The 13,531-nt window shown below is 70.0% G+C and carries 13 protein-coding genes; 4 read left to right on the top strand and 9 right to left on the bottom strand.

All coding sequences use genetic code 11. The features are described from left to right. Nucleotides 1-18: 18 nt before the first annotated feature. The gene (locus tag HDA40_RS28575; RefSeq protein WP_253760896.1) at nt 19-867 is read left to right on the top strand and encodes a hypothetical protein; all 849 of its coding nucleotides are present in this window, start codon (nt 19-21) and stop codon (nt 865-867) included. A 265-nt stretch (nt 868-1,132) separates the two neighbouring features. Then, the gene (locus HDA40_RS28570; RefSeq protein WP_253760895.1) at nt 1,133-2,041 is read left to right on the top strand and encodes a phytanoyl-CoA dioxygenase family protein; all 909 of its coding nucleotides are present in this window, start codon (nt 1,133-1,135) and stop codon (nt 2,039-2,041) included. Between the two features lie 56 nt (nt 2,042-2,097). Here the strand turns inward: HDA40_RS28570 and HDA40_RS28565 are convergent, their stop codons facing one another. The 5 genes from HDA40_RS28565 to HDA40_RS28545 all read right to left on the bottom strand — a co-directional run bounded on the left by HDA40_RS28565 (nt 2,098) and on the right by HDA40_RS28545 (nt 7,413). Beyond that, a complete protein-coding gene (locus tag HDA40_RS28565) occupies nt 2,098-2,955 on the bottom strand; it encodes a hypothetical protein (RefSeq protein ID WP_253760894.1) in 858 nt (285 codons plus the stop codon). Nucleotides 2,956-3,157: 202 nt separating this feature from the next. Beyond that, nucleotides 3,158-4,294, bottom strand: coding sequence for a hypothetical protein (locus tag HDA40_RS28560; RefSeq protein ID WP_253760893.1), 1,137 nt, complete (start codon nt 4,292-4,294; stop codon nt 3,158-3,160). Between the two features lie 96 nt (nt 4,295-4,390). Continuing rightward, a complete protein-coding gene (locus tag HDA40_RS28555; RefSeq protein ID WP_253760892.1) occupies nt 4,391-4,819 on the bottom strand; it encodes an NUDIX hydrolase in 429 nt (142 codons plus the stop codon). 77 nt (nt 4,820-4,896) lie between these two features. Continuing rightward, on the bottom strand, nt 4,897-6,777 hold the full coding sequence (lepA, locus tag HDA40_RS28550; protein ID WP_253760891.1) for a translation elongation factor 4: 1,881 nt from the start codon (nt 6,775-6,777) through the stop codon (nt 4,897-4,899). Nucleotides 6,778-6,870: 93 nt separating this feature from the next. Continuing rightward, on the bottom strand, nt 6,871-7,413 hold the full coding sequence (locus tag HDA40_RS28545) for a DUF4240 domain-containing protein (RefSeq protein WP_253760890.1): 543 nt from the start codon (nt 7,411-7,413) through the stop codon (nt 6,871-6,873). A 68-nt stretch (nt 7,414-7,481) separates the two neighbouring features. Here HDA40_RS28545 and HDA40_RS28540 point away from each other — a divergent pair, with 68 nt between their 5' ends. Continuing rightward, nucleotides 7,482-8,438, top strand: a complete 957-nt coding sequence (locus HDA40_RS28540) for a phosphotransferase family protein (RefSeq protein ID WP_253760889.1) — start codon at nt 7,482-7,484, stop codon at nt 8,436-8,438. 123 nt (nt 8,439-8,561) lie between these two features. Continuing rightward, on the top strand, nt 8,562-8,831 hold the full coding sequence (rpsT, locus tag HDA40_RS28535) for a 30S ribosomal protein S20 (protein WP_253760888.1): 270 nt from the start codon (nt 8,562-8,564) through the stop codon (nt 8,829-8,831). A gap of 72 nt (nt 8,832-8,903) precedes the next feature. Here rpsT and HDA40_RS28530 read toward each other — a convergent pair whose 3' ends face one another. The 4 genes from HDA40_RS28530 to HDA40_RS28515 are packed head-to-tail and all read right to left on the bottom strand — an operon-like array spanning nt 8,904 to nt 13,389. Next, nucleotides 8,904-9,410 (bottom strand): hypothetical protein, encoded by a 507-nt coding sequence (locus tag HDA40_RS28530; RefSeq protein ID WP_253760887.1) that lies wholly within the window; start codon nt 9,408-9,410, stop codon nt 8,904-8,906. Then, nucleotides 9,407-10,426: a DNA polymerase III subunit delta gene (gene holA / locus HDA40_RS28525; protein WP_253760886.1), complete on the bottom strand. Its 1,020-nt coding sequence runs from the start codon at nt 10,424-10,426 to the stop codon at nt 9,407-9,409. Before holA ends, HDA40_RS28530 begins: the two co-directional genes overlap by 4 nt. A 6-nt stretch (nt 10,427-10,432) precedes the next feature. Continuing rightward, on the bottom strand, nt 10,433-12,688 hold the full coding sequence (locus tag HDA40_RS28520) for a ComEC/Rec2 family competence protein (protein WP_253760885.1): 2,256 nt from the start codon (nt 12,686-12,688) through the stop codon (nt 10,433-10,435). After that, nucleotides 12,685-13,389 (bottom strand): ComEA family DNA-binding protein, encoded by a 705-nt coding sequence (locus HDA40_RS28515; protein ID WP_372502997.1) that lies wholly within the window; start codon nt 13,387-13,389, stop codon nt 12,685-12,687. Before HDA40_RS28515 ends, HDA40_RS28520 begins: the two co-directional genes overlap by 4 nt. Between the last annotated feature and the right edge of the window lie 142 nt (nt 13,390-13,531).

Raw genomic sequence — 13,531 nt, 5'->3', positions numbered from 1 at the left:
GGGGTTAGAGTGGTCTGCGTGACGAAGGCGGCACGCGGAACCCTGGTGGGGCTGGTGATCGTCGCCGTGCTGGGCGGGATCGTGCTCTACTTCGTCGCGAAGGGCGGTTCGCCCACTTTCCGCCTCCCGCAGTCGTCCGGCTGCAAGGTGTCCAACGCCGAGACCGAGGTCCGGCTGGACGTGACCCAGATGAGCAACGCCGCGACCATCACCGCGGTCGGCATCGGCCGCAAGGTGCCCGACCGGGCGGTCGTGGTCGCGCTGGCAACCGCGTTGCAGGAGTCGAAGCTGGAGAACCTCGACGGCGGCGACCGCGACTCGATCGGCCTCTTCCAGCAGCGGCCCAGCCAGGGCTGGGGCACGCCGGACCAGATCGCCGACCCGCGGTACGCGGCCAAGAAGTTCTACACCGCCCTGCTGAAGGTCAAGGGCTGGCAGAAGATGCGGGTCACCGAGGCCGCCCAGAAGGTGCAGCGGTCCGCGTACCCGGAGGCTTATCAGAAGTGGGCCGACGAGGCCGAGGTGATCGCCAACGCGTTGCTCGGGAAGGTGTCCGCGGCGGTGCGCTGCACTCTGCCCGACACCGACGGCGCGGCCATCGACGCCGCCGCGATCGGCTCGCTGGCCGCGGCGATGAAGCTGGACTACGGCACGATCACCGCCACGCCCGACGACGGGGCCAAGGCGGTGCTGGTCAGCGCGGCCGACGCGACCCGCGGCTGGGCGTACGCCCACTGGCTGGTGGCCCGGGCGGCCGATCACCGCGTGGCCAGCGTGACCTTCGCCGGCCGGGTATGGACCGCCGACTCCGGCGAGTGGAAGCCCGCCGCGGTGAACGACGCCTCCCAGGTGATCGCCGCCCTCTAGACCGCACGAAAAGTGCCGTCTCACACAGTGGGAAACACACCAGACGGCACCGCCGCACCGCGAATCCAGCACATCGGACATTTACCCCGAGTCTCATCAACCGCCCGTGACCACGGATAAGCGCAGCGTAAGCACCCTGCAGTGGTGGAGATCTCGGTCTGAACGCCGCCAGGAACGCGAGTTACCATCGCGCTTTGTGTCCGGCCGAGCCCGAGCAGCGGTCCCGACCGGTCCCTCCCAGACCGCTTACCACCCTAGGGGAGACATGGCGAAGAAGGACTACGGCTATGGCCTCACCGGCTACGAGCCGATCAGCGAGGTCGATCGCAAAGAGTTCCACGAGCAGGGCTTCCTGCTGCTGCGCAACGTGCTGACCGACGAGCACCGGGCCGACCTGGAAGCGGCGGTCGACCGGGTCTACGCCGAGGAGCTCGAGGCCGGGCGGCACAAGGACGGCACCGTTCACCTCCTGGGCTTCCTCAACCGGGACGAGCTGTTCGGCGATCTGCTGACGCACCCCAAGGTCCTCCCGTACATGTGGGGCCTCGCCGGCTGGAACATCTACTCGCACCACAACCACCTCGACGTGACCCCGCCGGCCAAGGAGCCGGAGAAGCCCTACTGGGGCTGGCACCAGGACGGTTACCGGCAGAACTCCGACCCGGAGACGATGGACCCGAACCTGCCGCGGCCGATGTTCTCGCTGAAGATCGCGTACGTGCTCTCCGACCTGTCGGAGACCGGCCGGGGCGCCACCAAGGTCATCCCGGGCAGCCACCTGGTCAACTCGCTGCCCCGCCCGGCCGACCTCTCGGTGCACAACCCGGACCCCGAGGGCACCGTCGAGATCACCGCGAACCCCGGTGACGCGTTCATCTTCGACCGCCGCCAGTGGCACTCCCGGTCGACGAACCTCTCCACGATCACGCGGAAGATGCTGTTCGTCGGCTACACCTATCGCTGGATCCGGCACCTGGACGCGATCGACTTCGACCCCAACGGCGAGTGGTACGCCAACCGCACCCCGGTGCAGCGTCAGCTGCTCGGCGAGGCGCCGCACTCGGCGAACTACTGGGGCATCAACTGGGACGGCTACATCGACGACGAGATCCCGCTGCGCAAGGAGCTGAAGGAGCGCGGCCAGCTCGACCGCGCGATCCCCTGGCTGCGCTAGAAGTGATCACGAAAACGGGGGCCCCGGTCGGGGCCCCCGTTTCGCGTTGAAGCGGCCTACTCGTAGATCGAATGCGGCGGTACGCAGCCGCCGAGCACATTGGCCGGGCTGTTGATGGCTGGAGACAGCCCGACGAGCGAGACCAGCGAGTCCTGCGCGCAGGTCTGGAGCGGCAGCACGTCCAGCACGACGTTGCTGAGCAGCGGGATGTCCGCCTGCGGCTCGCGTACGCTGATCTTGTTGTTGCTGTCGCGGCAGGTGCCCGTGACGGTCGTCGGCGAGTTGAACCCAGCCGAGACGCCCGCCCCCATGACGGCGGTGGAACCGCAGACCTGCCAGGCGGCCGCGTTGACGACCGAGCCGGACAGCAGCGACACCAGGCTGTTCGGGCCGCCCGGGTTCTTGCCGTCGGTGATCTGCGTGTTGGCGTTGTCGCAGTCGCCCACGACGGTCGCCGGGGAGTCGACCGCGGCCTGTACGCCAACGCCGGCCACCACGTTCGAGCCGCAGACCTGCCACGGCAGGGCGTTGACCGAGGTGTCGTCCAAAATGGAGATGACGCCGGGCACGGTGTCCTGCTTGAGCCGGACGTTGGCGTTGGTGCAGTCGCCGAGCTGCGTGTGCGGCGTACCCGAGGTGACCACGGCACCCGGGCCGGCGACGGCGTTCGAGCCGCAGATCTGCCAGGCGGCCGCGTTCACCGAGGAGCCCGCGCCGATCGTGATGAGCGGCTGGAAGAACGGCTCGCCCACCTTGTCCAGCGCCTTCGCGGCACCGGTGGTCGCGGCGGCGGTCGTGGCGGACGCGTCACCGTGCTGCGTCGTCAAGCCGGGTGCCGCGGCGGCGGGTGCGCCGATCGCGGCCACGGTCGCGAGCGCGCCGACGGCGACCGCCCCCACCTTTCTCACCTGCATGGTCACTCCTCGTACTGGAGATTGGTCCAAAGAAAGTGGACAAATGCTTCTAACTGGTGCAAACACTGCACTTTGGGTAACGACCCGAAGCTGATCTCGTTACCGCGTACCACGGCGGACGCGGACCGCAGCGGACATGGAAGTGGGGCGGACCCGTCGATCCGCCCCACTGCCGAACTGTTCGTAACCGCCGAACCCGACGTCAGTCGATGATCGTGTCGGCGTTGTGGCAGGCGCCGAAGACCGTGGTGCTCGACTGCAGCGCGACGGTGCCGCCGACACCCGCGACCGAGTTGGAACCGCAGACCTGCCACGGCGCCACGTTGATCGAGGTGTTGTCCAGGACGGAGACGACCGACGTCGGGTCGTCCTGGGAGATCTTCACGGTCGCGTTGCGGCAGTCGCCGAAGACCGCGTCGGGCGAGCCGCTGACGACGGTGCCACCGACGCCGGCCACCACGTTGGAGGCGCAGATCTGCCAGCTGGCGGCCTGAACCGCCGAGCCGTCACCGACGGTCGCGAGCGACTGCGGCTCGGTGTCCCACGGCGCACCCCAGCCCATGCCGGCCTTGGGCGACGCCGCCGCCGTCCGGACGGTGTGCATCTTCTTGTTCAGCAGGGCGTCCTTGCGGGCACCGAAGGCGGCGCGGACCACGTCGGTCTGGTCGCCGCCGACACCGGCCAGCTTGGCGGCGAGCCGCTGCCGCTTGACCGCCATGCGCTGCTGCTTGGCGTTCTGCTTGGCGGCCTTGAGGGCCACCTTCTGCTGCGGGGACAGCTTGGTCCGCGCGGTGGCCACCGTGCCGGCCTCGGTGTAGTTGCCGTCGGGGCCGCTGATCACGATGTTCGAGTTGTCGCAGCCGCCCAGCACCGTAGCCGGGGTCTGGAGGGCGACCGTGCCGCCGACGCCCGCGACTCCGTTGGAGCCGCAGAACTGCCACGACGCGGCGGCGATCGCCGTGTCGTTCAGCGCGCCGATCACCGGCGGGACGGTGTCCTGCTTCAGCCAGACGTTGGCGTTGGTGCAGCCGTCGAGCACGGTGGTCGGGCTGCTGGAGTTGATGACCCCGCCGACGCCGGCCATGACGTTGGACGCACAGATCTGCCACGCGGCGGCGTTCGCGACGGAACCGGTGCCGGCGGAGACCAGGGACTGCTGCGGGCCATCCCACGGGGCCTGCCACATGTCACGGGCGGCGCCGAGGAAGGGCGAGGCGACCTCACGCATCGACTGCGCCTTGGCCTCGGTGGTGTGGGCGGAAGCGGCGGCGGGAGCACCGATCACCGCGACGGTCGCGAGCGCGCCAAAGGCAACAGCTCCGGCCTTCTTAATCTGCATTGTCACTCCTTGTGCACATAGGTCCGCTTCAGCCCCGGCAATTCGGGCGAAAGCGGCAAACACTGCACTTGGGGTAACGATGGGTTGACGCCGACGTTACTCAGCGACCTGATCTTTTCTACAAAGGATCTGGACGGCGGCTGTGAGCGCGCGGTCCATCGTGCCGAACGCCATCGCAGGCGCTGTGACCAGCGGAAACCACGCCATCTCCGATGACTCCTCGGGATCGAGCGTGACCTCGCCCGCGGGCAACCGGGCCAGCCAGAAGCAGTCCAGCACCGGCAGCAGCTCGTCCTGGAACAGGTAGCTGCCGACGTACATCCCGACGAACTCGCCCAGCACGACCTCGACGCCCAGCTCCTCGCGGCCCTCGCGTACTGCGGCCGCCGCCGGCTCCTCCCAGCCGTCGCAGAACCCGCCCGGCGTCTCCCAGAGTCCCGCTTGCGGCTCGCGAGCCCGTTTCAGGGCCAGGAAATTCCCCGCGCCGTCGTGCACGATCAGGCTCGCGGTGGGTCTCGCATTCACATACAGCTGGTACGCACACTGCCCGCACTGAGAAGGCGGGGCAGCCTCCAGGGCCGCCCCGCACCGGGGGCAGAACATCACTTGCGCCCGGACTTGCCGCCGCCCGAGTCACCACTGTCCGACGTCGACAACGCGGCGATGAAGGCCTCCTGTGGCACCTCGACGCGGCCGACCATCTTCATGCGCTTCTTGCCTTCCTTCTGCTTCTCCAGCAGCTTGCGCTTCCGGGTGATGTCACCGCCGTAGCACTTGGCCAGCACGTCCTTGCGGATGGCGCGGATCGTCTCGCGGGCGATGATCCGGGAGCCGATCGCCGCCTGGATCGGCACCTCGAACTGCTGCCGCGGAATCAGTTCGCGCAGCTTCGCGGCGATGGTCGTGCCGTACGTGTAGGCCTTGTCCTTGTGGACGATCGCGGAGAAGGCGTCGACCGTCTCCCCCTGCAGCAGGATGTCCACCTTGACCAGCTCGGCCGACTGCTCGCCGGAGGGCTCGTAGTCGAGGCTGGCGTACCCCTTGGTCCTGGACTTGAGCTGGTCGAAGAAGTCGAAGATGATCTCGCCCAGGGGCAGCACGTAGCGCAGCTCGACGCGATCCGCGGACAGGTAGTCCATGCCTTGCAGCGTGCCGCGGCGGCCCTGGCAGAGTTCCATGATCGCGCCGACGTAGTCGTTGGGAGCGAGCACGGTGACCCGGGCGACCGGCTCGAACACCTCGGCGACCTTGCCCGTCGGGTACTCGCTGGGGTTGGTGACGACGACCTCGTTGCCGTCCTCCATCAGCACGCGGTACACCACGTTCGGCGCGGTGGCGATGAGGTCGAGGCCGAACTCCCGTTCCAGCCGCTGCTGGATGATCTCCAGGTGCAGCAGGCCCAGGAAGCCGACGCGGAAACCGAAGCCCAGCGCGGCCGACGACTCCGGCTCGTAGACCAGCGCGGCGTCGTTCAGCTTGAGCTTGTCGAGCGCCTCCCGCAGCGCCGGGTAGTCCGACCCGTCGATCGGGTAGAGCCCCGAGTAGACCATCGGCTTGGGGTCCTTGTAGCCGCCGAGCGACTCCTTGGCCGGCCGGGCGTTGATCGTGACCGTGTCGCCGACCCGTGACTGGCGGACGTCCTTCACGCCGGTGATCAGGTAGCCCACCTCGCCGACGCCGAGCGCACCGGACTTGACCGGCTCGGGCGAGATGACACCCAGTTCCAGCAGCTCGTGCACTGCGCCCGTGGACATCATGCGGATCCGGTCGCGGGCCTCGATCCGGCCGTCGACCACTCGCACGTAGGTCACGACGCCCCGGTAGATGTCGTAGACGGAGTCGAAGATCATGGCGCGGGCGGACGCGCCGGAGTCGCCGATCGGCGCGGGCAGCCGCCGCACGATCTCGTCCAGCAGGTGCGGTACGCCGACCCCGGTCTTGCCCGAGACCTTCAGCACTTCCTCGGGCAGGCAGCCGACCAGGTTGGCCAGTTCCTCGGCGTACTTCTCAGGCTGGGCGGCCGGCAGGTCGATCTTGTTCAGCACCGGGATGATCGTCAGATCGTTCTCCATGGCCAGATACAGGTTGGCCAGAGTCTGCGCCTCGATCCCCTGCGCGGCGTCGACCAGCAGGACGGCGCCCTCGCACGCGGCGAGGCTGCGCGAGACCTCATAGGTGAAGTCGACGTGCCCCGGAGTGTCGATCATGTTGAGGACGACCGTCTCGCCGGTCCGCTCCCCCTCGCGCACGGTCCACGGCATGCGGACCGCCTGCGACTTGATCGTGATGCCGCGCTCCCGCTCGATGTCCATGCGGTCCAGGTACTGCGCCCGCATCTGGCGCGGATCGACCACCTCGGTCAGCTGCAACATCCGGTCGGCCAACGTTGATTTACCGTGGTCGATGTGTGCGATGATGCAGAAGTTCCGGATGGCACCGGGGTCGGTGGCACCGGGCTGGTTCACACCGGGCGTCGGAGGCACGGATCGTCCGTTTCGTCGTCAGATGGGATGACGCTGCGGCTGCAGCTCGCTCCTATGATCCCATGCCCGGCCCGAACCTTTTCATGTGTAGCCCTAGCAGCGGCAACCCTCGTTCGCGGGCCAGCCCAGGAACAGTGCGGCCAGCCGCGGCAGCCGCGCCCGCATGATCAGGTCGTCGTCGACGTCGAACCGCTCACCGGCCGGGTCGCCCTGCTTGCGCAGATCGACGGCGCACACCTCGGCGACGGCGTCGCCCACGAGCTCGGCGAAGATCGCGCTGTCGTCGTCCCACTCGGCCGCCTCGGCGACGACGGGGTTCCCGGCGAGCGCGTCCGGATCGGCCAGCGCCTTGGCGTACCAGTCTTTTCCGGTCGCGATCAGGCCGAAGCGGAAGTCCTCGAAGCCGTCGAGATCACAACCGCCCCCGATCAGGTACGCGGCGGCGTACACCTCCCACCGGAGAGCCTGGGTGCTCAGCTGGGCGAACGTCTGCCCGAACGCGGTACGCCCAGCGGGCGACAGCCGCCCGAGCCGGTCGGTCAGCGCCTTGGCCAGCGCCTCGCCGTCCTGGCCGATCTCGCCGGCGACATCCGCCCGCGCGGCGTCGATCACGTCCCAGAACTCGTCCAGTTCCACGGTGGCCTCCTCGATCTGGTGGTTTAACGACTAGCGCCCGATCGCGGCTCTGCGGAACCATTCCGGGCATGATCCCGTACACCGAGACCGCGCAACGGCCCGATTGGGAGCAGTTGCCGGAGTCGCTGCGCACTGCGATCGCGGAGCGGCTCGGCGGTGAGGTCGCGTCCGCGCGGGTCGCCCGAAGCGGCTTCACCCAAGGCTTCGCGGCGGTCCTCACCACGGTGGCCGGGTTCCGCGCCTTCGTCAAGGCCGCGCGACTCGATCTCACAGTGGCCGAGTGGTACGCCCAGGAGGCGCGGATCACCGAGGCGTTGCCGGTCGGCGTACCGGTGCCCCGGGTGCGGTGGGCGACGGAGTCGGCCGGCTACTTCGTGATCTGCCTCGACGCGGTGGACGGCGCGCACATGCCCGAGCTGCCGTGGCGCGCACCGGATCTGACCGCCGCCCTGGACGCGTACGCACGAACGGCAGCGCTGCTCACGCCGATGCCGGCGGCGTTGGCCGAGTTCGCGCCGGATCCGTTCAGCATTGTGATGCGCGGCACCCTCGATCGGTGGGCCGCGGTGCTCTCGGGCGCGGCCGAGCTGCCGGACCCAAGGCTGGAGCCGCATCTCGCCGAACTCGCACGGCTGGAGCGACGGCTGCTGGACTACGGCGATGCCATGCCCGGCGTCATGCACTGCGATCTGCGGGCGGACAACGTGATCCTGGACACCGCCGGTGCGGCGTGGATCTGCGACTGGAACCACCTCTGCCGTGGACCGGCCTGGCTCGACCTGGTCAGCCTGCTGATCTCGGCGGTGCCCGATCATGACGTGGATACGCTGTTCACCACGCATCCTGCCGTCGCGGGCGCGCCCGATGACGCGCTCGACGCGACCTTGGCGGGCCTCGCCGGGTATTACCTGACCCAGGGGATGCGCCCGGAGATCCCGAATTCCCCGTATGTTCGGACCCACCAGCGGCACTGCGGGCGGCTGGCGATAGAATGGCTGGCGCGTCGCCAGAAGTGGCGCTGGTGACCTAGTCAGCCCGAGCTGCCCTGCGCTTTGGCTGACCAAGGCCGCGCCTGGTAATCTGGCACGTCGAACTTTTGTGTCCCCGCTTCAGCGGGGTTGATGCCCCGAGCTAGGAGAGGCTGACACGTGGCCAACATCAAGTCGCAGATCAAGCGCAACCGCCAGAACGAGAAGGCGCGGCTGCGGAACAAGGCGGTCAAGTCTTCGCTGAAGACCGCGATCCGCAAGTTCCACGAGGCGTCCGAGACCGGCGACGCCGCCAAGGCGTCGGAGCTGATGCTCGCCGCTTCCCGTCAGCTCGACAAGGCGGTCAGCAAGGGCGTCATCCACAAGAACCAGGCGGCGAACCGCAAGTCGTCGATCGCCAAGCGGCTCAACACGGTCGCCGCGGCCTGACGCCCCAGACACGCGACAAGCCCGCTGCCCTCATCGGCGGCGGGCTTTTGCGTACCTGGAACCAGATCGGGCTCAGTCGTAGCGGTGCGCGGCGGACTGCCGCCGCCGGGCCCGGCTGGAACGCACCTCGTCCGGGGCGGCCAGGCCGGCGTACGGCTGAGGCACCGAGGCCCGGCCGACAGCGGCGGGCGCCTCTTCCAGGAGGTCTTCGTCGTCCACCTGCGCGGGACCGCCGTCGGCAGCCGCCGAGGCGAGGGCGGCCTGCCGCCGGGCCGCCTTGGCCTCGCGTTTGGCCGCCCGCCGGGTGGCGCTGCGGACCGCCGCCCGGGCCTGCGCGCGGGCCGCTGAGCGGGCGCCGAATCCCGCGATCAGATCGTTGATCTTCACCATGATCGCGATCGCGCCGGGGAGCACCACGACCGCCCACCACGTCACCAGCTCGGCCAGGGCGAGCAGGGTGGCCAGGGCGATCGCGCCCTCGAAGAAGAAGAAGCACAGCAGACCACTGGGCCGGACGTAGTGCAGCCCCAGGGCTCGGGCATAGAACGGACGATCCTTCGCGCCGATGCCGGCGATCATCGCCCGCTCCGGGCCGCCGCCATCGCCATGATGGCCCGTTCCAGGGCGTACCCGCGATCGTCGGAACCGCCCTTGACCTCGGCGTTGCACACAGCGGCGGCGGCCATCGCGTCCACGAGGCCCTCCGGACTCCAGCCCCGAGCCATCCGCTGCGCCTTCTCGATCTTCCACGCGGGCATGCCGAGCTTGCTCGCCAACTGGTACGCGTTTCCGCCGCGCCCGGCCGAGGCGACCCGTGCGATGGTGCGTACGCCGTCGGCGAGCGCGTCCGCGATCGGGACCGGGTCGACACCCGTGGCCAGCGCCCAGCGCAACGCCTCCAGCGCGGCCGGGATGTCACCCGCGACAGCAGCGTCGGCCACGGCGAACCCGCTGACCTCAGCCCGGCCCTTGTAGTAGCGCTGCACGACGTCGAGCTCGATCCGCCCGTTCGTGTCGGCCATCAACTGGTTGCACGCGGCGGCGAGTTCGCGCAGGTCGTTGCCGACCGCGTCGAGCAGCGCCTCGGCCGCCTCGCCGCTGCACTTGCCGCCGAGCCGCCGGATCTCCGAGCGGATGAAGTCGACCTTGTCGGCATGCCGGGACAGCTTGGCCGCCAGCGCGACCTCCGCCCCCGCCTGCTTCAGACCGTCGGCGAGGGCCTTGCCCTTGGCGCCGCCGGCGTGGCAGACCACCAGGGTCGCCCCCGGATCGGCGTTGGCCGCGTAGGCGAGCAGCGCCGCCGTCAGGTCCTTCTTCGCGTCCTGTCCGTTGTAGACGATCACCACCGGGCGACCGCCGAACAGCGACGGGCTCAACGCGCCCGCCAACTCGCCCGCGAGCAGATCACTCCCCTGGAACTCGCTGACCGAGGCGACCGGATCGTCCCGTCTGACCGCTTCCACTACTTGGTTGACGGCGCGGGAGGCCAACAACTCTTCGTCACCGAGAACCAATAGCAGCGCGGGAGCACTCACACCGCAATACTCGCACGCCGAGCGCCATGATCCGCTCACTCGTCGGGGTGGGCGGCACATCGGTATTCACGACCGGGGCGTCACGGTGAGTTGACCAGCGTCGATGGCGATCGCTACGTCCCCCGCCTGGTCCGTACGCACGACACGCGCGCCGCCACGGGTCAGGCTCGCCAGCACCGCCGGGTTCGGATGCCCATAGTCGTTGCCCGCACCCACACTGACCAGCGCAATCGCCGGTGCGACGGCGGCCAGGAACGCCGGATCCTGAAAGGCCGAACCGTGATGCGCGACCTTGAGAACATCGGCGCGACCGACTCCGGCCGCGACCAGCTCCTGTTGCTCCTCGACCTCGGCATCACCCGTGAGCAGCACCGACGTTCCCCCGAACGAGACGCTCAGCACAATCGAGTTGTTGTTCGGATCCGACCTCGTGCCGCGTAACGGGGTCACCGGTCCGGTGACCGTCATCGTCAGCGGGCCGATGCGGCGTACCTCGCCAGGAGTGGCCACACTCACCGGCGAGCGGGCGGCGGCCGCCGCCGCGAGCACCCCCGTACGCCCCTCCACCGGCTCCGGCCAGTCGGGCGTCAGAACGGCGGAGACCCGGCGGCCGCGGAACACCCCGGCGACACCGCCCACGTGGTCGGCGTGGAAATGGCTGATCACCAGCAACGGAACCGTCGTGATCCCGAGCCGGTCCAGGCAGCCCGCCACCGCCGCCGGCTCCGGACCGGCGTCCACGACGACGGCCGCGCCGTCCTGCGTACGCAGCACCGTCGCGTCGCCCTGGCCGACATCGCAGGCGACCACCAGCCACCCCTTCGGCGGCCACCCCGAGGCGAGGAGGCGTACCGGGGCCGCGCCCAGCACCGCCGCCGCCGTCACGACCAGCACCACCCGCCGCACCGTCGCGCTGCGGAACCCGACGAGTGCCATCACGGTCAACCCGGCCAGGAGCACTGCTCCCGGCGTACCACTGGGCCAGGGAAGAGCGGCTCCCGGCAAACCGGCGGCGACCCGCGCGACCGTGACCAGCCACGCGGCCGGATAGCTCGCCAGCCAGGCGACGAATTCCGCGCCCCGCGGCCAGATCGGTGAGCTCGCCGCGGCGAGGACACCGAGCACGGTTGCCGGGGCAACCGCGGCCGTGGCCAGCAGATTCGCCGGAATCGCGACGAGGCTGACCGAGCCCGACAGCGCCGCGATGACCGGCGCGCAGGCGACCTGAGCGGCGGCCGGCACCGCGAGCGCCTCGGCCGCGACCCGGGGCAGCCGGCGCTGCAACGCGTCCCGCCAACCCGGCGCGAGCAGCAGCAGCCCGGCGGTGGCGCAGACGCTCAGGGTGAACCCGGCGTCGGCGGCCAACTCGGGATCGACGACCACCAGGATCGCGACGGTCGCGGACAGCGCGGGCAGTGCCGCCCGGCCCCGGCCGGTGGCCAACGCCGCCAACGCGAGACCGCCCATGACCGCGGCCCGCAGGACGCTCGGCGACGGCCGCGCCAGGATGACGAACCCGGCGACCCCCAGTACGCAGGCCGCCGCACAGATCGCCGGACTGGCCCGGCACCAGCGCAGGAACAGCAGCAGGCAGCCGATGATGATCGCCACGTTCGAGCCGGAGACGGCCGTCAAATGTGTCATCCCCGCCGCTTTGAAGTCCTCCTGCACCTCCGGCGGCAGTCGCGAGGTGTCGCCGACGACCAATCCGGGCAGCAGCCCACCGCGCCTGGGTTCCAAGCCCGCACAAGCCTTCTGGAGTCCGGCGCGCAGACCTCCGGCGGCGCGCTGAGCCCAGGGCGCGCGGCCGATCAGTCGCGGCGGGCGGTTGACCGCGAGGACGGCTGCCTGGAGATCACCACCCCGCGTCGCGCCGAGCCGGCCGGTGACCGCTATCCGCTGGCCCGGCAGCAGCGCCCGCCAATCGCCGTCGCCGCTGGCGATGACCAGCACCGGAACGCTGAGGCGGAGGTCGTCCGCCCGCGTCAGCTCGGCGTCGATCAGCCAAGAGGGCGTACGCCCTGGGAGAGAACGGGGGTCGTCGCGGACGACCACCTCCGCCGCGATCGTCGCCTTGTCGTCGACCAGCCGCGTGATCGCTGGATCGTCCCGGATCGCGAGGCGGGCCGCCGTCGCCCCGGCTCCTAACGCGACCCCGATCAACGCCAGGCAGACGATCCTCCGCCGGCGGAAGACGAGAGCGGCCACAGTGGCTGCGGCCGTGATCGCGACCGCGATCGGCAGGCTCGTGAGCAGCGCGGCGTACGCCGCCAGCCAGCAGCCGAGAGCGAGCGGCGCCAGCCGGAGATCCCGGCCGGTCACACCGTCACCAAATCCTTGAGCTGCTCGAACTTGGCGTCGCCGATGCCCTCGACCTGCCGCAGTTCACCGACGTTGCGAAAGCCGCCCTTGCGATCCCGGTACGCCACGATCCGCTCGGCGAGCACCGGACCCACCCCGGGCAGGGCGTCGAGCTGGGCGGCGGTCGCGGTGTTGAGATTGACCTTGCCGTCGGCGGCCGTGCCCGAGGCGGTGGTATTCGCGGGCGCGCCGACGGTGATCAGCTCGCCGTCGGCGACCTTCCGGGCGAGGTTCACCGTGGACAGATCCGTGCCGGGAAGTACGCCGCCCGCCGCTTCGATCGCGTCCGCGACCCGCGCCCCGGCCGGTAGCCGGACGAGTCCGGGGAACTTCACCTTCCCGGAGACGGCGACGATCAGCCCTGTCGTCGGAGCACTTGCCGAAGACGCGGGGGCGGGGGCAACCGGTTCGGCATGTGGCCGGGAGAACCAGGCGTACGCGGCGGCCGCGAGGACGACCACCGCCGCTATCGCGGCGATCGCCTTGAGACCCGGCCGCCCCGGATCGAAAGCGCTGGCAAGACTGGTCTTCAGCTCGCGGCTGCTCGGCTCCGCTGCGTGACTCTTCTGCTCGGGGCGGCGGTTCGGCTCGGGGCTGGCCAACGGCTTGCCTACGAGGGCGGCCAGGCGGCCTCGGGCTTCGGGTTCGTCGGGCTGGGTCACGCGGCGACGCTAGGCGCTCCACCGATCGTCGCACCCATCGACTCACGCCTCTTCTGTGGACAGCCGCGCTTTGTGGACAACGCGGCGGATTCGCCGAGGCAAACCCTCCGCGCGGCCCGTCCGCGTGAGCGCGGTCCGATCC

Origin of the sequence: Hamadaea flava, from assembly GCF_024172085.1 — a bacterium.
Lineage (GTDB): Bacteria > Actinomycetota > Actinomycetes > Mycobacteriales > Micromonosporaceae > Hamadaea > Hamadaea flava.
The sequence above is the reverse complement of the archived record's forward strand: the minus strand, read 5'-3'. Positions and strand labels throughout refer to the sequence as shown.